The sequence below is a fragment of the Spirochaetota bacterium genome (genome assembly GCA_035477215.1).
Taxonomy (GTDB): Bacteria; Spirochaetota; UBA4802; order UBA4802; family UBA5368; genus MVZN01.
This window is the reverse complement of record DATIKU010000058.1, coordinates 217,280-236,198: the sequence shown is the minus strand read 5'-3', so window position 1 is coordinate 236,198 and position 18,919 is coordinate 217,280. Positions and strand designations below refer to the sequence as shown.

The 18,919-nt window shown below is 56.6% G+C and carries 16 protein-coding genes and 1 tRNA gene; 12 read left to right on the top strand and 5 right to left on the bottom strand.

Annotation, left to right across the window (positions count from 1 at the left end; translation table 11 throughout):
- Positions 1 to 92: 92 nt before the first annotated feature.
- The 6 genes from VLM75_15585 (at position 93) to VLM75_15560 (ending at position 6,347) form a co-directional block, all read left to right on the top strand.
- The gene (locus VLM75_15585; GenBank protein HSV98342.1) at positions 93 to 1,109 is read left to right on the top strand and encodes an NAD-dependent epimerase; all 1,017 of its coding nucleotides are present in this window, start codon (positions 93 to 95) and stop codon (positions 1,107 to 1,109) included.
- Positions 1,110 to 1,250: 141 nt separating this feature from the next.
- Positions 1,251 to 2,573, top strand: coding sequence for a UDP-glucose/GDP-mannose dehydrogenase family protein (locus VLM75_15580; protein ID HSV98341.1), 1,323 nt, complete (start codon positions 1,251 to 1,253; stop codon positions 2,571 to 2,573).
- A 27-nt stretch (positions 2,574 to 2,600) separates the two neighbouring features.
- The gene (locus tag VLM75_15575; protein HSV98340.1) at positions 2,601 to 3,575 is read left to right on the top strand and encodes a UDP-glucuronic acid decarboxylase family protein; all 975 of its coding nucleotides are present in this window, start codon (positions 2,601 to 2,603) and stop codon (positions 3,573 to 3,575) included.
- A gap of 41 nt (positions 3,576 to 3,616) precedes the next feature.
- Positions 3,617 to 4,996, top strand: coding sequence for a magnesium transporter (gene mgtE, locus VLM75_15570; GenBank protein HSV98339.1), 1,380 nt, complete (start codon positions 3,617 to 3,619; stop codon positions 4,994 to 4,996).
- A gap of 195 nt (positions 4,997 to 5,191) precedes the next feature.
- Positions 5,192 to 5,551 (top strand): hypothetical protein, encoded by a 360-nt coding sequence (locus VLM75_15565; protein HSV98338.1) that lies wholly within the window; start codon positions 5,192 to 5,194, stop codon positions 5,549 to 5,551.
- A 7-nt stretch (positions 5,552 to 5,558) separates the two neighbouring features.
- The gene (locus tag VLM75_15560) at positions 5,559 to 6,347 is read left to right on the top strand and encodes an ATP-binding protein (protein HSV98337.1); all 789 of its coding nucleotides are present in this window, start codon (positions 5,559 to 5,561) and stop codon (positions 6,345 to 6,347) included.
- A 16-nt stretch (positions 6,348 to 6,363) separates the two neighbouring features.
- On the opposite strand, the gene VLM75_15555 is transcribed toward VLM75_15560, so the two are convergent.
- Entirely contained in the window at positions 6,364 to 7,137 is a 774-nt protein-coding gene (locus VLM75_15555) for a TatD family hydrolase (protein HSV98336.1), read from the bottom strand.
- A 2-nt stretch (positions 7,138 to 7,139) separates the two neighbouring features.
- The gene (locus tag VLM75_15550) at positions 7,140 to 7,559 is read right to left on the bottom strand and encodes a secondary thiamine-phosphate synthase enzyme YjbQ (protein ID HSV98335.1); all 420 of its coding nucleotides are present in this window, start codon (positions 7,557 to 7,559) and stop codon (positions 7,140 to 7,142) included.
- Between the two features lie 320 nt (positions 7,560 to 7,879).
- Between VLM75_15550 and VLM75_15545 the strand changes: the two genes are divergently transcribed.
- The 5 genes from VLM75_15545 to VLM75_15525 all read left to right on the top strand — a co-directional run bounded on the left by VLM75_15545 (position 7,880) and on the right by VLM75_15525 (position 13,079).
- Positions 7,880 to 9,031 (top strand): iron-containing alcohol dehydrogenase, encoded by a 1,152-nt coding sequence (locus VLM75_15545; protein HSV98334.1) that lies wholly within the window; start codon positions 7,880 to 7,882, stop codon positions 9,029 to 9,031.
- A gap of 35 nt (positions 9,032 to 9,066) precedes the next feature.
- Positions 9,067 to 9,612: a hypothetical protein gene (locus VLM75_15540; protein ID HSV98333.1), complete on the top strand. Its 546-nt coding sequence runs from the start codon at positions 9,067 to 9,069 to the stop codon at positions 9,610 to 9,612.
- Positions 9,613 to 9,655: 43 nt separating this feature from the next.
- Entirely contained in the window at positions 9,656 to 10,906 is a 1,251-nt protein-coding gene (locus VLM75_15535; protein HSV98332.1) for an iron-containing alcohol dehydrogenase, read from the top strand.
- Between the two features lie 109 nt (positions 10,907 to 11,015).
- Positions 11,016 to 12,839: a diguanylate cyclase gene (locus VLM75_15530; GenBank protein ID HSV98331.1), complete on the top strand. Its 1,824-nt coding sequence runs from the start codon at positions 11,016 to 11,018 to the stop codon at positions 12,837 to 12,839.
- 166 nt (positions 12,840 to 13,005) lie between these two features.
- Positions 13,006 to 13,079, top strand: a tRNA-Arg gene (locus tag VLM75_15525).
- Positions 13,080 to 13,342: 263 nt separating this feature from the next.
- On the opposite strand, the gene VLM75_15520 is transcribed toward VLM75_15525, so the two are convergent.
- The 3 genes from VLM75_15520 to VLM75_15510 all read right to left on the bottom strand — a co-directional run bounded on the left by VLM75_15520 (position 13,343) and on the right by VLM75_15510 (position 17,658).
- On the bottom strand, positions 13,343 to 14,890 hold the full coding sequence (locus VLM75_15520; protein HSV98330.1) for a hypothetical protein: 1,548 nt from the start codon (positions 14,888 to 14,890) through the stop codon (positions 13,343 to 13,345).
- A gap of 288 nt (positions 14,891 to 15,178) precedes the next feature.
- Complete coding sequence (glgX, locus tag VLM75_15515) at positions 15,179 to 17,302, bottom strand: glycogen debranching protein GlgX (protein HSV98329.1); 2,124 nt, start codon at positions 17,300 to 17,302, stop codon at positions 15,179 to 15,181.
- Entirely contained in the window at positions 17,299 to 17,658 is a 360-nt protein-coding gene (locus VLM75_15510) for a DUF1573 domain-containing protein (protein HSV98328.1), read from the bottom strand. The genes glgX and VLM75_15510 overlap by 4 nt, the downstream gene beginning before the upstream one ends.
- A gap of 360 nt (positions 17,659 to 18,018) precedes the next feature.
- On the opposite strand from VLM75_15510, the gene pstC reads away from it, so the two are divergent.
- The gene (gene pstC / locus VLM75_15505; protein HSV98327.1) at positions 18,019 to 18,918 is read left to right on the top strand and encodes a phosphate ABC transporter permease subunit PstC; all 900 of its coding nucleotides are present in this window, start codon (positions 18,019 to 18,021) and stop codon (positions 18,916 to 18,918) included.
- Position 18,919: the final 1 nt, after the last annotated feature.

Below are 18,919 nucleotides of genomic sequence, written 5' to 3'. Positions count from 1 at the left end.
ATGGAAAGGTCCCCTGAACGAGTCGTAAAATACCGGGTCCTCCTTGCATCCTCCACCTTAATTCCCGGATAATCACCGAAAATGGAGAAGAAATGAAAGTGCTGGTTACCGGCTCGGCCGGTTTCATAGGGTCGTTCACAGCGGCCAGGCTGATGGAAGAGGGGCACGAGGTGGTCGGTATCGACAACCTCAACGATTATTATGATGTCGGATTGAAGAACGGCAGGAATGAGCTTTTGAGGAACCGTTTCCCGTCGTATGTGTTTGAAAAGATATCGATCGCCGATTACGGGTCGCTCGCGGCGCTGTTTAGGGTGCATGGTTTCGAATACGTGGTGAATCTCGCCGCGCAAGCGGGAGTGCGGTACAGCCTCAGCAATCCTCTCTCCTACGGAGAAAGCAACCTCTCGGGGTTCCTGAGCATTCTTGAATGCTGCCGCAACCACGATATCCGGCACCTGGTGTACGCCTCTTCAAGTTCGGTGTACGGCCTTAACGCCCGCGTGCCCTTTTCGGTGCACCATAACGTGGACCACCCGGTTTCGCTCTACGCCGCGACGAAAAAGTCCAACGAGCTTCTGGCCCATAGTTATTCCCACCTGTACGGCATCCCTACGACGGGGCTCCGCTTCTTTACGGTATACGGACCATGGGGACGCCCGGATATGGCGTATTTTCTGTTTACCAAAGCGATACTGGAAGGGCGGCCCATAGACGTGTTCAATAACGGCGACATGGAGCGCGATTTTACCTATATCGACGATATCGTCGAATGCGTGTGCAGAATGGTATGGAAGGTACCGTCGGGCGATCCGCTCTGGAGCGCCGAAAATCCGGATCCAGGAACGAGCAGCGCGCCGTACCGGATTTACAATATCGGAAATAATAGTCCGGTCAGGCTGATGCACTTCATAAAAGTCATCGAGGGCGCCCTTGGTAAAAAAGCGAAAATCAATTTTCTACCCATGCAGCCCGGCGACGTCAAAACGACCTTCGCGGAAATCGGAGATCTTGTAAGGGATGCGGATTACGCCCCGGCGACGACGGTGGAGCGTGGAATAGCCGAGTTCGTGCGCTGGTATCGTGGGTATTATTGTAAAGATGTATGACACCCCAGTGTCATTAAAAGTGTCTTGACTATTAGTCGTGTTAATTTCAGATAGCATTCCACCGTCGGCGGGTTGCGGACGGGGATAAACTGAAATTATTTTAGACCAAAGGTAAACGTTTAGCGTTTCAAGGAGGAGATTGTGAAGGTTACCGTTGTTGGATCGGGGTATGTGGGTCTCGTCACCGGCGCCTGCTTCGCGGAAATGGGGAACGACGTCTATTGTGTCGATATTGATGAAAAGAAAATAGAAAACTTGAAAAAGGGGATACTGCCGATCTACGAACCCGGCCTCGAGGAGATCGTCAGGAGGAACTATTCCGGAGGGAGGCTCCAATTTACCACCGATATTAAAGAGGGGCTCGATGATTCGCTGTTCATGTTCATAGCGGTGGGTACGCCTCCGGACGAAGACGGTTCGGCCGACCTGCAGCACGTGCTCGCCGTCGCGCGCGATATCGGAAGGAAGATGGAGAAGTACGTAATAATAGTGAACAAATCGACCGTCCCCGTGGGAACGGCCGACAGGGTGCGGGAGGCCGTGCGCGATGAACTGACGAAGCGCGGCCGCGCCGAGCTCGAGTTCGATGTGGTGTCCAATCCCGAGTTCCTGAAGGAAGGTGCGGCCATCGATGACTTCATGCGGCCCGACCGCATCATCGTCGGCACCGACAACGTGCGCACCGGCGAGCTTATCAAGGAACTCTACGCCCCGTTCGTCCGCAACGGCCACCCGGTCTTCATCATGGGTGTGCGCTCGGCCGAGCTCACCAAGTACGCGGCCAACGCCATGCTCGCAACGCGCATAAGCTTCATGAACGAGCTCTCGCGCCTCTGCGAAATAAGCGGCGCCGACATCGAAAGCATCCGGCAGGGAATCGGTTCGGACACGCGCATCGGCATGTCGTTTTTGTACGCCGGCCTCGGATACGGCGGATCGTGCTTCCCCAAGGACGTGAAGGCGCTCATACGGACATCAAAGGAATTCGGCCTCGATGCCAGGGTGCTCATGGCGGTGGAGGAGATCAACCGCGAACAACGCTTACTCTTCGCGGATAAGATCAGGCAGTATTTCAACGGCGATATAAAGGGGAAGACCTTCGCGGTATGGGGGCTGTCATTCAAGCCGCAGACGGACGACATGCGCGAGGCGCCGGCGATCGATATAATCGGCGAGCTGCGCAAGAGCGGCGCGAAGTTCAGGGCCCACGACCCGGTGGCGATGGAATTGGCGAAATCGATTATTGGCGAGAAGGGCGTCGAGTACATGACCAATTATTACGACGCGCTCGAAGGCGCCGATGCGCTGCTCCTTCTTACGGAATGGAACCAGTTCCGCAGGCCCGACTACGTCAGGATGAAGTCGCTGTTAAAACAGCCGCTGATATTCGACGGGCGCAACCAGTACGACCCGGCCAAGATGAAGGAACTCGGCTTCACCTACTACTGCATCGGGCGGCCGTAAGGCCGCTCGACGCGCATGCAGGCGTTTGTGGATGAGCGGGGCGCGCCGGCGGGATCGGGACGGCGGGTCCTCGTTGCGGGGGGTGCGGGATTTATCGGTTCGCACCTCTGCGACGCGCTTGTCGCGGCGGGAAACACCGTATTGTGCGTCGACAACTTCCATACCGGCGCGAAGCGAAACATCGAGCGCCTCCTGGACCACGACGCGTTCGAACTCCACCACCACGATATCGTCCATCCGCTCTATTTCGCGGCCGACCAGGTGTACAACCTGGCCTGCCCCGCATCACCGGTCCATTACCAGTCCAATCCGGTCAAGACAATCAAGACGAATGTTATCGGCACCATCAACCTCCTCGGACTCGCCAGGCGCGTGATGGCGAGGATACTGCAGGCGTCCACAAGCGAGGTTTACGGGGACCCCGAATCGCATCCCCAGTCGGAGTCGTACTGGGGCCGGGTAAATCCCATAGGCCCGCGCGCCTGTTACGACGAGGGCAAGCGGTGCGCAGAGGCGCTCTGCGTGGAGTACCATCGCCAGAATGCCGTCGATATACGGATTGCGCGCATTTTCAACACCTACGGCCCACGCATGCATCCGGGCGACGGACGCGTGGTGAGCAACTTCATCGTCGGCGCGCTACGCGGCGAGGCGCTTACCGTTTACGGCGACGGTACGCAGAGCAGGTCTTTCTGTTACGTCGATGACATGGTTAAGGGCCTGGTGGCCCTGATGAACCACGGGGAAAGATTTACCGGCCCGGTGAACCTGGGGAATCCCGAGGAGATCAGCATCGGCGAACTCGCCGCGCTTATAGTCGAACTTGCGGGTTCGCGTTCTCGCCTGGAATACCGGCCCCTTCCCGAGGACGATCCCGTTCGGCGGCGGCCTGACATCTCCCGGGCCGAAAGAATAATCGGCTGGAGACCCTCGATGATGCTGGAAGACGGTTTGAAAAAAACGATTGATTATTTCGACGAACTGCTGTCCAACAATAGCTGACGCCCTGCCGTACCGTATGGATAAAAGTAGAAGCGACCGAAATGAAAAACCCCATCCTGGTACCCGAACTCAGGGAGCTCTTGAGGAAGAAGCGCTTCGCCATTTTAAAGCAATTCATCGACGAGCACCATGAGAGGGAAATCGCCGAATATCTCGCGCTGCTGCGGCCGGACGAAATACTGAAGATATTGAATCTCACCGGGCTCTACAAGCGCGCGGAGATCTTCAGTTATCTCGACATGGACGTGCAGGTTGAGCTCGTTTCCGGCGAGTCGAAGAAAAATATCGCAGATCTCCTCATGCAGATGTCGCCGGACGACCGCGCGGACCTCTTTCAGCACCTCAAGAAGGGCGTGGCCGACAAGCTGCTCCTTCTCCTTCCGCTAAACGAGCGGCTCGATGTAATCAGGCTGACCTCGTACCTCGAGGAAACCGCCGGGGCCATCATGACCACCGATTACGCGACGCTCCTGGAGACCGACCGGGTGGAACTGGCGATCAAGAAGCTTCGCAGGGAAGCCCCTTCCAAGGAAACAATTTACTACAGTTACGTCACCGACGGCAGCGGGAGACTCATCGGCTTTATCTCGCTTCGAAACCTCATTCTGGCGCGGCCCCGCCAGCGCGTGGAAAGCGTAATGAAGCGCGACATTATTTTCGCGCGCGTCGACGATGATCAGGAAAAGGCCGCGCGACTCATCGCCGAATACGATCTTATCGCGCTTCCGATCGTTGATCATAACGAGCGGCTGGTCGGCATAATCACCCACGACGACGCGATGGACATTATACGCGACGAGCAGACCGAGGACATGGAGCGCCTCATGGCCATCAGCGGCAGCGTCGAGGACAGGCCCTATCTCGATATTCCGGCGTTCACACACTTCAAGAAACGCGTGGTGTGGGTCGCGATTCTCGCCGTTCTCGGACTGGTTTCGGGATTTATAATTGAGGGATTCCAGCACACGCTGGAGAAGCTCATCATCCTGACCTTCTATATGCCGCTTCTCAATTCAACCGGAGGAAACACCGGCTCCCAGTCGGCGACTGTTGTGCTTCGCGCGATAGCGCTCAACCAACTCTTCCCGAAAGACGTCGGCAAGGTGATATTGAAGGAGTTCGCCGTGAGCGTCATGCTCTGCGTCTGCCTCGGAGCGCTGGCGTATGGACGGGTGCTCCTGCTGTCGGACCCGGCCGACATACCCCCGCATTTTAAGCTGGGAAGCATTGCCGCCGTCATCTCGATAGCACTCTCGGTGCAGGTGCTGTGGTCGACTGTTTTTGGCGCAATGATCCCGATCATCGCGATCAAGCTGAAGCTTGATCCGGCGGTGATATCGAGTCCGACGCTTTCAACTCTCGTCGACATGGGGGGGATTACCATCTATTTTACCATCGCGAAATTCGTCCTGGGAATATAGCGGTGTCAACGAATTAGTTCTTGACGAAAAACTGGTAAATTAATCGTATTCAACTGAGCGGCCGGAAAATCTCACGAATCCGGAGAGGATATTTTTCGTGGGTCCGGGCACGGTCGGAACATGAAAATGGGCCTCATCGAAAGCGGGACACCGGAATGTACCGGTAGTCGATTACGAAGTGGGAAAAGCCTGATAATGAAGCTATCTGAAGTTAAAAAATTGCTCAACGCGGACGTTATCTTCGGCGAGGAAATGATCGACCAGATCGAAGTGGAGACGGCGTTCGCATCGGACCTGCTTAGCGATGTTCTCGCTTATTCCAAGGAAAACGCGCTCTTCCTCACCGGGCTCACCAATCCGCAGGTCATCAGGACCGTCGAGGTGCTCGACCTTGTCGGCGTCGTTTTCGTAAGAGGCAAGGTCCCTCAGATGGAGACGGTGGAGCTCGCCAAGAGGAAGGGGATACCGCTTCTTCGCACAAAGTGTATCATGTTCGAATCATGCGGGAGGCTGTACGGCGCGGGAGTCAAGGCGTCGAGGATTATGGTAGACTGAACCACCGATGCATCCGGTCCAGTTCTATCACATCAAGGGCAAAGACTTCCACAACGCCGGTCGGACATCGACCACGATCAAGCGCTTTCTAAGGGAAAAAGAATATCCGTCCCAGGTGATCCAGCGGATCGCCATCATTGCCTACGAGGCGGAGATAAACATCGCCTGTTACACCGATTACGGTTACTTTTTCCTGTATTTCCTCGGGGACAGGGTCCGTATCGTCGTCAAGGACAGGGGCCAGGGGATTGCCGATATCGACCAGGCTATGCAGGAAGGCTTTTCGACCGCCTCGGATGAAATTCGAAAACTGGGTTTCGGGGCGGGGATGGGACTGGCCAATATAAAAAAAAACGCGGACATTATGCACATAAAATCGATGCCGGGCGTCGGCACGGTCCTCAAGATAGACGTAATAGTAAATTCCGAAGGCAGGAGCGACGATATGGGCACAACCCTCCGGGAAATAATGGACAGGGCGAATCTTGAAAATCTCACCGAAGGCCTCGACCTCGACAAGGCGGTCACGGGCGGATACGCGGGGGACCTTCTGAGCGACGTCAACGCGAACTCCAGCGCCGGTAACGTGTGGGTGACGGTCCTGTCCCATCCGAACGTTACGGCGGTCGCCGGGCTCAAGGACCTCGCCGGGATCGTAATCGCCGGGGGAATCCGCCCGGGCGCGGACTTTGTCGAGAAGGCCTACGCGGAAAAAATTCCGATCATGTTCACCGAGATGAGCGCCTTCGACGTGGTGGCCATGCTCTCGACGATGGGAGTAAGCGGCAATTCCTGAGCCGCCGCCCGCTTTCTCAATCCAGCGAAAATCCGAACATACGCGCGGCGTTCGCGGTCGTCACCGCGGCGACGCGCTCCTCACTTTCACCGAGTATTTCCGCGGCGGCCCTGAGGTTGTACAGTATGTTGGCGGGCACATTGGGTGCGTCCCCGGCCTCAACGGGCGGAATGTCCGGACTGTCGGTTTCGAGCATGAAATGGTCCGGGTATATGGCCGCAAGCACCGCTTCCCTCTTCCTGCTGTTGCGGTAGGTGAGCACACCGCCGAACGAGAAGCTGAAACCGTATTTCATGAATTCCACGGCGGTCTCGACGCCGCCCGAATACGAGTGGATGACTCCCCCGCGCGCGGGTAAGCCGATCTTTTTTAAATACACGTGCAGTTCGTCGAAGGCGCCGCGGCAGTGGACGATTACGGGGAGATTGATTTCGCGCGCCATGGTCAGCTGGCGCACAAACAGACGTTTCTGAAGCTCCATGGGTATCGCGAGGGTCTTTTTGTCCAGCCCGATCTCGCCGATGGCGACGGCGCCCCGCCCGGGAGCGTGCGCGAGATCGGCGATACGCTCCTCGTCCTCCTCTTTTCCGTACCAGGGGTGGATGCCCAGAGCGAACTCGACCTCATCGTACCGGCCGGCGATGGATTCCGAAAGCGTCCATTCCTCCGGTACGATTGACGAGGTAATGAGCTTTACGATCCCGGCGCCTTTCGCCGCGGAGATGACGGAGTCAAGCCGGTCGCCGAATACATCGCTCTCGAGATGGCAGTGTACGTCGACCAGGCGCATCGTCATTCCCCGATGATCTTGACCATTACGCGTTTTGGACGCTGTCCGTCAAACTCCCCGTAGAAGATCTGCTCCCACGGACCGAAGTCGAGCCCGCCCTTTGTGATCGCGACCACCACCTCGCGTCCCATGATGGTGCGCTTGATATGCGCGTCGCCGTTGTCCTCGCCGGTGCGGTTGTGGCGGTAGCGGCTTATCGGTTCGTGGGGGGCGAGGCCCTCAAGAAAGTCGTCGAAGTCCTGGATAAGCCCGCTTTCATTGTCGTTGATGAAGACAGAGGCGGTGATATGCATGGCGTTAACCAGGCACAATCCCTCCTGAACTCCGCTCTTTTTTACCAGCTCTTCAACCTTCACGGTGATGTTGATGTAGTCCCTTTTTTTCTTCGTTGTAAAGACGAGATGCTCGGTGAGTGATTTCATGTCGTTCCCCGTTGTTCGGCGGTTTCGATGGGGGCCGTCGGCGAATATGACGGCCCGGATGAATGATCGCCGATCGTTTTGGCCGCGTCAACCAGATATCCTCGGATGCGTACCATACGGGGGCGGTCATGGCCGCCATTACTTTCGTGCGCAGGTCCTTGCATTTCAGGAATCAGGATTGACATGTTACGGTAAATGTAATATTATTGCAAACGTGCGGATGTCGTTTAAAAGCCATAAATGACACACGCGGCGATTATACCAATATAAATATAAATAGTGGAATAAGGCGGCAAACATTACACTACAGGGAGCGTATCATGCAATCACCAAATTTTTATGAGTTTTTAGGCCGGCCCAAGATGATATCGGGGAAAAGGGCTCTGGAACAGATTCCCGTGGAGATGGAGGGCTATGGCGCCGGGCGGCCCCTTGTGCTCATTCAGGGCGGACCCGGTTCCCGGGGGCCGGCGGACGCGATTACCAGGGCGTTGTACGATTCGAGCCTGGTGATAGGGGCACTGTATGACGGCGCAATCGCCGGATCAACATCCGGTATCGCGAATGAACTCGCCGGCCTGTTCAGGGCGCGAAAATGCGATTCAATCATCGCCATAGGCGGCGGGGCGCTCGTGGACGTCGCGAAGTGCGTGAATATGGAAGTGACTGAAAAAAAACCCGCCCGTACGCTGGCAGGCGAAGGCCGGATCGCCCGGGAGCTGAAGCCAATGGTGCTGGTCCCGGTGGCGCTGGTTTCAGGCAACGAGGCGGCGAACAGGGCGTTTATCGACGGCCTGGCCTGTATCTCGGATTTCCTTTCTCCCGATGTGGTGGTGATCGATCACCGTATGACCTCGACCGCCGAAACAGGGCCCACGCTGTATTCCGGGCTCATTGCGCTCGCCCACGCACTTGAGGCGGCAATATCGGTATCGGCGAATCCAATGATCGACGCGTATGCGTATGCGTCGCTGCGCCTGCTCTGCGAACACCTGCCGGTGGCGGTTAAAAAGCCATCGGACAAAAAGAGCTCGGTCGCCGTGGCCAATGCCGCAGCACTCGGAGCGATCGCCTTCTCGAACGCGCCGGCGGGAATGGCGCACCACCTCGCCGAAGCGCTTGCCGGCGGCACGGGCATCAACCCGGGTATATGCATGGGGCTTCTTGTCCAAGCCCTCCTGAAAGCGCGTCTGGCGGAGAAAAAGGGCATACGCGAGGAGTTGTGCCTGGCCCTTGCCGGCCCCGAGATGTTCTCGGCCGCCCCCGTATCCGGCCGCGCGAAGGCAGCCCTCGGTGCGATCGACGGGATGTTCGCCGATCTCGGAGGCATGATGCCGGGAAGTCTTAAAGAGCTCGGAGTGACACAGGAGCGGCTGGACGAGGCGGTGCGCGAGGCGGTCAAGGCGAGCCCGTCGAAACTTTCGGAAAAAGAGTGCAGGGCTGTAATCGGCCGGGCATGGAACGGTAAGTGAGCCGTGCGTCAAATCTATTATAAGCGGAGCATATCATGAATTATGACAGCTATCCCGAGATAAAACCTGGAAGAAAGACGATCAAGCGCATCTATATCGCGGTCATGCTCTTTGTCGTCGGCAGGGCGATACAGGCGGCGTGCAGGGTGGATGAAACCGTTAAAAAGGAATTTAAGAATTTGAAGGATGGTTTCGCGTTCGCGCTTGGAGTGCATCCGCACGGGCCCTGGATGATAGTGGGACGCGACGCGAAGGGCAGGGCCAGGTACCTGGGGTGGAACCCCGAGGGTAAGAGGATCCCCCTTACAATGAGCATCAAGAGCGTAGAGTCGGCGATCCTGGTCTTCACCTTCCAGGAGTCCACGTCGGTCGCGTTCGCGCGAAACCGTTTCGTGGTGGACGGGGACCTCATCGATGCGCTCGCCGTGGTCCGGGTGCTGGATCTGGTGGAGGTGTACCTGCTTCCAAAGTTGATCGCCTCCCTTGCGGTGAAGCGATATCCGAAATGGTCGGAGCTATCGCCGGTGCGTAAGCACGTAGGCAGGATCGTGATCTATACGCGCACGCTGCTGGGTTTCTGAGAATGTCGCAGATTCGGAAAAATTGAACGAAAAGGAGTCCGCCATGTTTCTTCCAGATTATTATGAATTCTGTGCAAGGGTAAAAACGGTCGCCGGTCACAGGGCGCTCGACAAGATACCTTCAATGCTGTCGTCCCTCGGTGTGGCCAGACCGATGATCATCACCGACAGGGGCGTTTCGGGGGCCGGCCTCATCAAGATGGTAAACAGCGCGATGAAGGGATCGAAGGCCAAAGTCAGCGCGGTCTACGACGAGGTGCCGCCTGATTCCGAGTACACGATCGTCAACGCGGCGGCGAAGCTCTATCGTTCCAGAAAGTGCGATTCGATCATCGCTGTGGGCGGAGGCTCGGTGCTCGACACGGCCAAGGGCGTGAACATACTCGTTTCGCTCGGCGGGGCCAATATCCTCGATTACGAGGGCGCGGGAGCGGTCAAGCGGAAGCTAAAGCCGATGATCGCGATACCGACCACATCGGGGACCGGCTCCGAGGTGACGGTTGTCGCCGTCATAGCCGATCACAAAAAAAAGGTAAAGATACCCTTTACCTCGTATTTTCTGCTTCCCGATATCGCGCTCCTTGACTCTCGCATGACGAAAACGCTGCCGCCGTTTCTTACGGCACCGACCGCCATGGACGCGATGACGCACGCATGCGAGGCGTATTACTGCCTGGCCAAAAATCCGCTGAGCGACGCGATGGCGCTGACCGCCATACGTCTTATAAGCGGCAATATCCTGAATGTTATAAAGAAGCCGGGCGACCTGCAGGGACGGCTCGACCTGGCAAACGGAGCGATCCTTGCCGGAATGGCGTTTTCAAACTCGATGGTTGGCATGGTCCACAACCTCGGCCACGCGACCGGCGGAGCCTGCGCCGTGCCGCACGGCGTGTGCATGAGTCTTTTCCTGCCATATGGCCTCGAGTACAATATGCACAAGCGGGCCAAAGAAATCGGCGAACTGCTGTTCGCGCTTGCCGGCCCCGAGGTGTACGCGGCGACTCCGGCAAAACTGCGCCCGGAGAAGACCATAGAATACATTCGAAAGCTCAATCAGGACCTTCACGACGCGACGGGCGGCCGGCACGCGCGCTTTCTGAAAGAGATCGTCGACCGCGAGGGGAGGCGGATGGTGCCGAAGGAGAAGCTCGCGGACATAGCGCGTACCGCCCAGGGCGACGGCGCCAAGATCTATAATCCGGAGGAGATCAATTACGACGACGCGCTCATGGTCCTCGAGCACGCATACGAGGGGACGCCTTTGAATAGAAGGAAAATCAGAAAGGGATGAAAGGCCGGTGAGCTGACTATTGCGGGGATACGCACAATATGAGCCGGTGCGGGGCAATAGAAAAAATGAAATAAACCATGCTCCATGTGCGCAAAAACAGGATATTCGGATGGGCTCTGATTGGCTGGTTGCGGGGTTTATGTACGGCATTTGCATCAAAAGACTTGGTTTTGTGCTGTTTTCTCTGGCGCTGTTAAGCGCCTGTGGTGATCGCGCGCGGGGAGCGGTTGTCCCGGAGGCCGTGAAGGGCTTGATGGATCTGGGAGCATGGAACTTTGAGCGTGACGGCGTCGTTCGACTTGACGGAGAATGGGAGTTTCACTGGCAATCTGCCCCTGGCAACTCGCATGCGCCGAACTCTCCGGTGAAACAGTATGTCCGCATGCCGGGAAGCTGGAATAAAATTCTTGTCGACGGCAAAACTGCCGGCGGGACCGGGTACGCCGCGTACCGCCTCAGGCTGATTCTCCCGCCGGGCGAGCGGCGTCTCGCCTTCAGCTTTCCGGACCTGGACACCGCCTATATACTTATGATTGATGGAGAACGGATATGTTCGGGCGGAACCTTCGGCACCTGTGCGGATGCGTCGAAGCCTGAATGGGTCCCAAGGGTATGCGATTACGCCTCCCGCGGGGGTGGAGCGGAGGTCGCGCTTTTTATCTCAAATTTTCACCATCTCAGAGGCGGGCCCGCCAACAGTATAGTGTTCGGGCTCGAGGAGGATATCCGAGTAATCCGTGAAAAGAGCATCGCGTTCGAGATGTTTCTTTTCGGCAGCATCCTCATTATATCCTTGTACCACTTCGGCCTTTACCTGCTTCGCAGAAAGGACCCATCGCCGCTCTTTTTCAGCCTGTTCGGGATGTGCATCGGTGTACGGGGCCTGGCCTCCGGGCAATACTATCTGACACATATCTGGTCGTCCATTCCCTGGGAAATTCTGGTCAAGGTGTCCTATGCGAGCATATACTGCGGCCCGGCGTTTTTCACCATGTTTCTGCGTTCACTCTTTCCCGATGAGTTCGACCGGCGCATCGTGCGCGCGTACCAGGTGTCGGCAATACTCCTGACTGCGGTTGTGGTATTCACGCCGGCGCTGGTATTCACGCATGCGCTTCGGGCATTTCAGGCGCTCATTGTCGCCGGGTGCGTGTACGCGTTGTACGTATTGATTAAGGCCGCGTCGCGTGGCAGGGAAGGAGCCGTGATTTTTGTAGCGGGATTCATTTTTCTCTTCGCGGCAATAGTTAACGATCTGCTCCACAATAACCAGGTTATCCAGACAGCCTATCTGACATCATTTGGATTGTTCTTCTTTATGTTCTCGCAGACGATGCTTCTGTCGATTCGTTTCTCGCGGGCGTTCAGGGAGGTGGAAACCCTGCTCGAGGAGAAGGGCGATCTCGAGGACGCGAACCTGATGCTGGAGAGCCTGTCCTTCCTCGACGACCTGACGGCGATTCCAAACCGGAGGAGGTTCAGTGAATTTGTAAACCGCGAATGGCGGCGTTCGGCGAGAAATCGGACCACTCTGGCGCTTATAATGATAGACATTGACTTTTTCAAGCTCTTCAACGACAACTACGGCCATCGCGCCGGCGACGAGGTGCTGCAGAAAGTCGCGATGGCACTGCCGGAGGCGCTGAAGCGGCCGGGAGATTTCGTGGCGCGCTACGGCGGAGAGGAATTCGTGGTCGTACTGCCTGATACGGACATCGAAGGGGCGCTCGTCATCGCCGAAGCAATGCGCCGGGAGATCGAGGAGCTTGGCATCCCACACGGTTATTCCGCCGTATCGGACAGGCTTACCGTAAGCCTCGGTGTGGCCGGCATGCCGGCGGAGCGTGACTCGTCCCCGCGGCTGCTCATTGAAGCGGCGGACGCGGCGTTGTACAGGGCGAAGCAGGCCGGGCGCAATCGCGTGGAAGCATAGCGGCCATTCCCTCGCCGCGCACCGGGCGCTGCGATTGAGACGAGCCATTTGGGCACGGTTGGCAGACTGCGCGGCCTGGTTCCGAGTGTTTTTCTTGACAATGGCCCGCCCGGTGCGTTAATTGGCTATCGCGTCCGGACAGCCTTGCGGACGCGGCGGTATATATGCGCCCGTAGCTCAGCTGGATAGAGCGTCGGACTTCGAATCCGCAGGTCGCAGGTTCGACTCCTGCCGGGCGCGCAGACCTGACCTCAGTGGTATCCGGTGCTTGGCAAGCGTCCTGCCTCAACGGGCCTCCCGTTTAAGTTCCCATTTGACAGTCGCTGAAAAATCAATTTATTGAGAGATCGATGTCGCATCGAAAATCGAAATCGCCTGCTGAAACCGGGCGGATGCTTTTGGCGTTTTGAAAATCCCTGGGACGGCGGTGATTGAACTTATCTTTCCGGCTTTGGGGATTCCACCGAAATGGGGATTGCGAGGAGAAAACCGGATATTAGCCTTTAATCGGTGGTGAGATACTTTTCGAGATATTCGGTGAGGTCGCCGATGTTCTTGCGAATCATGGTTTTGAATTCGGGCGGGATGTTCTGCGACATGACGACCTTGTAATAGTTGATGGCGTCCTTCACCTTTCGTTTTTTCAGGTATTCCGCCGCGCGTTCCAGCATCGGTTTATACTTGTAGTATGAGTACTCTAAAATGTTCTTCTCTCGGGCGAGGCTGAATTCGTCGGGAAGCTTGGAGAAATCGTAACTGACCTTCAGAATCGGAAGCTCGCGCGCCTTGCGCCGGTTATGCTGCAGAAATTTACGATAAAAACGCGCATCATCCTCTTTTTTAAGCTCCAGATCGCGGTCGCGCGCATCGTACTCCAGTTCATCGGCCGGCCTCGAGTCGCCAAGGATTTCAACGTCATCCTTTCTCTTATGCGCGCCTTCGCTTATAATCTTTTCGAATATGTCCTCATCCGAAAGGTTCTCCGCCGGCTGTTCTTCATCGCGCCCGTATTTGCTGAGCAGCTCCCATTCATCCGGGCTCTCCTTTTCGTCGCGGGTGACGGTCTCTTTTCGGAACTCCTCCCTCTCCTCCAAAGCGGCCGCACCGGAGGGAAGCCGCTGTTTTCCGGATGGAGACGTTTTCCCGGCATCATCGCCGGTTTCGGGAGAGCGGCGTGCCGGCAGCTTTTCGAGAAGCTCGAGTATGGGTTTGGGGTCCAGTATGAAAGGGACGGGCGATTCGTACTTTGCCTCAATAATTGTCGGCCTGCGATAGACCTCCTCGGCGGCTCTGCGGGCGGCCAGATCTCCGGAAAGGTCGTTCAACCGGCGGTCCAGGCGGTTTACCTCGTCGCGATACCGGTTGAGCTCGGCCTCATCGGCGTGCGCAGCGGGTCCGGCGAGGTTGAGCTTGCGGGATATCTGTTCGGCGATCTGGTCGATGTCGATGGCGGGAGCGGCCGGCGCCGGTGCGGTGATCCCTATTTGAATTCTGTCCGGTATGGTGAGCGGGCCGTCGAGGCTCAATTTCAATTCGTGGGATTTCCTTGGCGAGGCGGCCTCGATGAGGTCGTCCTTTTTTTTCCTGGCGCTGAGAAACTCGCGATAGCGCCTGAGGTATTCTATATTCGCTTCAATTTTATGGTTGGTTTCCAGGTCGTTGATGCGCGCTACGACCCCCTCGTAAAGGGATGTGGCGGTCGCGAAATCGCCCTTTTTTGCGTAAATCTCGGCGTTGATCAGCGTCCTCCGGTAGACGCGGAAGCCCGAGGTCTCGGTTATTATTTCATCGGTAAGATACGGCAGTTTAAATTCCCCGGAGATGTCCTTCATGTGCTCGAGGGAATCGAGGTCGCTCTTGCGTCGTAGCGGTTGAGCCTGACGATCGGGGAATTTTTCCTCTATCTCCCTGTCAGAGGCCCTTCTTCTTAGAAGCGCTTCTGGCTGGGCACCTTCCCCGGGGGTTTTCGAACTCTGGTCGTCCGAGCCGAAAAGCGCCCAGGCGAGGATGAAGAGTATGACCATAAGGATTATAATGAGAATGGTATTCATGTTTCTATTATACCGCAGACGAGTCGCCGTGGCAACAACTATACCCGGCCGGGGCGCCTCGTTGTATGGCGAGGCCGCCGCGCTTCATCGGCGCAATATCCCGAAAAAAGGGAACATCAGTCTATTCGTGCCGACATCGCACCAACACAACATACCTGTTGCAAATCCCGGCGATATCGGCCATCGCCCCGCCGCAGGCGGGAGGATACCGGCGTTATTTGCCGGTTATGCAACAACTCTGGTATAGTTTTCGGCATGAAAGAGGGGAATAATAACAGGTAAAAACCGTCACGCAAGTAAAACGACCATGGAATGATGTTCGACTTTAATTGTGCCGGGGCCCAGCGCGGGCTCCTTCCCATTTTCGTGGATGTCGTCGGGTGCGTCCTTTGCGGTTTCGACCGCGATACGCCACAAACGCCCGGAAGGCGCGTCGGGGACCAGGAATTCGAGGTCCCTGTCGCCAGCGTTAAAGGCCATATAGATATCATTGTCGGGTTCGCCGTTTTTGCGAACCGCGTACTCGCCGCTGATAAGGCAGGCGATCTGCCGGCTGTCCTCGCCCCAGTCGGGGGCGTTTCCTTCGTGACCGTGCCATTCGATATCGGCGGAGGTGAAGCCTTCGACAGTCGAGCCGTTGAAAAAGCCTTTTTTTCGGAGGATGATGTGCTCCATGCGGAATCGGATGATGTTTTTGCAGAATCGGAATATTTCATGGTTTTTTTCGAGAAAAGTCCAGTCGATCCACGATATTTCGTTGTCCTGACAGTAGGCATTGTTGTTTCCGCGCTGTGTTCTCCTGAACTCGTCGCCCGCCAAAAGCATCGGCACGCCCTGAGAAACGAACAGGGTCGCGAGCATGTTCTTGATCATGCGGCGGCGCAGGCGCTCCACTTCCGGAGGGGCGTCCGGTCCCTCGTGCCCGCAGTTCCAGCCGAGGTTGTGGTTTTCGCCGTCCCGGTTATCCTCCCCGTTTTCGATGTTGAGCTTTTCGCCATAGCAGAAAAGGTCGTTGAGCGTAAACCCGTCGTGACAGGTTACGAAGTTGATGCTGTGCAGCGGGCTGTCCTTGACCCAGTACAGGTCGGAGCTCCCGGCAAGCCGCGTGGCGAACCCGGCGACTGAGCCGCCGTCCCCCCGCCAGAAACGCCGGACGTCGTCGCGGAATTTGCCGTTCCATTCGGCCCACCTTCCGGGGAAATCACCGACCTGATAGGCGCCGCCCGCATCCCATGCCTCGGCGATTACCTTGGCGTTTCGCAGGATGGGGTCCTCGGATATTCGCTCGATGAGGGGAGGATTGTTCAACATGTTACCGTCCTGATCGCGGCCGAGTATGGATGCGAGGTCGAAGCGGAATCCGTCAATATGCATTTCGACGACCCAGTAGCGCAGACAGTCCAGTATGAAATCGCGCACCAGCGGGTGGTTGCAGTTGAAGGTGTTGCCGCACCCCGAGAAATTCTGGTAGTAGCGGCGGTCCTCCTTTAACATGTAATAGACGGAATTGTCTATGCCGCGAAAACAGAGGGTGGGGCCGAGGTGGTCGCCCTCGGCGGTGTGATTGAATACGATGTCGAGGATCACCTCGATTCCTGCGTTGTGGAAATCGCGCACCATCTCCTTGAATTCTTCGTATTGTTCTCCCGATGAGCCCGCCGATGAGTACCGGCCCCTCGGAGCGAAAAAGGAGAAGGTGCTGTAACCCCAGTAATTCTTAAGCCGCTCGCCCGTACGCGGATTGACAAGGGTGTTTTCGTCTTCGTCGAATTCCTGGATCGGCATGAGCTCAACCGCCGTTACGCCGAGATCTTTCAGATACGGGATCTTCTCCGTAAGGCCCTTGAAAGTGCCCCTGTGCGTAATGTTCGACGATTTATGGTAAGTGAAACCTTTTACATGGAGCTCGTATATTACGCTGTTTTGGAAGGAGTTGCCTATCTGGCGGTCGTACCAGTCGAACTGCGTGTCGATAACGATGCTCTTGGGAGCCGCAGGCGCGCTGTCCTTCGTCGAAAACGAGAGATCTGCAAGGGGCGAATCCGGGTCGAAGCCACGGGCGTCGGAAAGGTCCCACTTGAAGCTTCCGGTTACCGCACGTGCGTACGGATCGAGGAGGAGCTTGTTGCGGTTGTAGCGGTGGCCCCGGCCGGGTACGTATGGGCCGTCGATGCGATAGCCGTAGGCCTGTCCTTCGCGAATTCCCTCCACCCAGATATGCCAGATATCACCGGTCCTGTTGCACACGGGATCGAGCAATATCTCCCCGCTTTTGCCGTTCCCCGGTTCAAAAAGCACCAGCCTGACCGAAAAAGCATGGCGGCTGAAAATGGAAAACTGCGCACCGTTTTTATCAAGCTTCGCGCCCAACGGAAGGGGTAAGCCTGGCAGCGTTACCCATGTGTTGTTCATCGGCCCTCCCGGCGCGGCTTTTCCCGTCTCGCTACGGTCGCTTCGACGCTGAGCCGGACGGAAGTTTTTTGCGGATCGTTGGTGTAGACGGTTATATGCTTCACGATCTTTCCGGTCCTGTGCCCCGTGTCGAGCGTTATTTCAATCCGTCCCTCGCCGCCGGCGGGGATTTCCTTCTCGGAGAGAAGGAAAACGGTGCAGCCTCATCCGGGATGAATCTTGTGAATTATAAGCGGCGAGCCTCCGGCGTTCGTAAACCGGAAAACGTGCCGCAACTCGCGGTTCTGTTCGGTCTGGCCGAAATCGTGCGTTGTAGACGCGAAGCGCGCCTGTGGAACATCGCATCCTGCCAGCATGATGGGCAGTACCATGATAATTACGGCCATTTTACCGGATTTCATGTAAAAACCGCTTCCTGTTCCCCGTGTGAAAGATTAATTCCCAGCCAGGCTATAATTCAACTGGGTGAACCTACCCCGGGTTGCGTCAAAATCAAGTATTTTTTGGTCACGACCTGTGATAAGCGCGGGACAAAATGAATTATAAATATTTTCTTCATATTTTGTTAACACCATCGGGGGTTATTGGTACAGGCGGACGGGACACGGCAAAGCCCCGGTTATAAACATGGTTCACGACAATACGACTTGAGATTTGTGCGCCGGTATGATCATATTAAAAAGCGGAATGAAGCGGTTTCACAGGAAACAGGCAGAATGAAAAAATCGGCTTTTCCAACGGGAAGTATCCTGTACGACGCTATCCTGAGCAAACTCTTTTTCGTGGTCGGACTGAGCTGTCTGGTTTTTTTGCTTCTGATCATGATCTTTCTTGTGATCGAGGGTCTCCCTCTGTTCAAGACAGTCCGGGTGAGCGACTTCCTCTTCGGCACGAGCTGGTATCCCACGTATTCGCCCCCCCGGTTTGGTGTCGCACCGCTCATCATTGCGTCGCTGGCGGTAACCCTGCTCGCCAGCGTCTTCGCCGTGCCGCTCAGCCTTGCAGTGGCGGTGTACCTTGCCGAGCTTGCCAATCCGACGGCAAAGGAGATTATCAAGCCGGTCATCGAAATCATAGCGTCCATACCGTCGGTAGTCATCGGGTTTTTCGGCATGGTCGTGGTCGCCCCGTTTCTACAAAACCACTTCGACATAGACACGGGGCTCAACATGACCAACGCGGCCATCATGCTCGCCTTTATGGCGGTCCCGACCATCGCCAGCATCTCGGAGGACGCCATTTCCTCGGTCCCCATCAGCCTGAAGGAGGCCTCGTATGCGCTGGGGGCGAACCGGTGGCAGACAATCTTTCACATCACCCTGCCGGCCTCGCTCTCGGGAATCTGGACGGCGATCATACTGGGCATATCGAGGGTCATCGGCGAGACGATGGTGGTGCTGATGGTGGCAGGTGGCGCCGGGATCATCCCCGGGTCGTTATTCGATCCTATACGGCCGCTCACGGCCAATATCGCGGCGGAGATGGCGGAGGCTGCGCATCGGGGAGACCATTATTACGCGCTCTTTGCCATCGCTATCATTCTCTTCGTTATCACGATGATCTTTAACATAATCGCCGATTACCTTTCGAACAAATATAAATTCAAGGAAATGTAGG

Bases quoted from the DNA above. Each gene is read 5' to 3' on its own strand.
- VLM75_15585 (HSV98342.1), top strand. From the start codon at position 93: ATGAAAGTGCTGGTTACCGGCTCGGCCGGTTTCATAGGGTCGTTCACA.
- mgtE (HSV98339.1), top strand. From the start codon at position 3,617: ATGAAAAACCCCATCCTGGTACCCGAACTCAGGGAGCTCTTGAGGAAG.
- VLM75_15565 (HSV98338.1), top strand. From the start codon at position 5,192: ATGAAGCTATCTGAAGTTAAAAAATTGCTCAACGCGGACGTTATCTTC.
- VLM75_15560 (HSV98337.1), top strand. From the start codon at position 5,559: ATGCATCCGGTCCAGTTCTATCACATCAAGGGCAAAGACTTCCACAAC.
- VLM75_15555 (HSV98336.1), bottom strand. From the start codon at position 7,137: ATGCGCCTGGTCGACGTACACTGCCATCTCGAGAGCGATGTATTCGGC.
- VLM75_15550 (HSV98335.1), bottom strand. From the start codon at position 7,559: ATGAAATCACTCACCGAGCATCTCGTCTTTACAACGAAGAAAAAAAGG.
- VLM75_15545 (HSV98334.1), top strand. From the start codon at position 7,880: ATGCAATCACCAAATTTTTATGAGTTTTTAGGCCGGCCCAAGATGATA.
- VLM75_15540 (HSV98333.1), top strand. From the start codon at position 9,067: ATGAATTATGACAGCTATCCCGAGATAAAACCTGGAAGAAAGACGATC.
- VLM75_15535 (HSV98332.1), top strand. From the start codon at position 9,656: ATGTTTCTTCCAGATTATTATGAATTCTGTGCAAGGGTAAAAACGGTC.
- VLM75_15530 (HSV98331.1), top strand. From the start codon at position 11,016: ATGGGCTCTGATTGGCTGGTTGCGGGGTTTATGTACGGCATTTGCATC.
- VLM75_15520 (HSV98330.1), bottom strand. From the start codon at position 14,890: ATGAATACCATTCTCATTATAATCCTTATGGTCATACTCTTCATCCTC.
- glgX (HSV98329.1), bottom strand. From the start codon at position 17,302: ATGAACAACACATGGGTAACGCTGCCAGGCTTACCCCTTCCGTTGGGC.
- pstC (HSV98327.1), top strand. From the start codon at position 18,019: ATGAAAAAATCGGCTTTTCCAACGGGAAGTATCCTGTACGACGCTATC.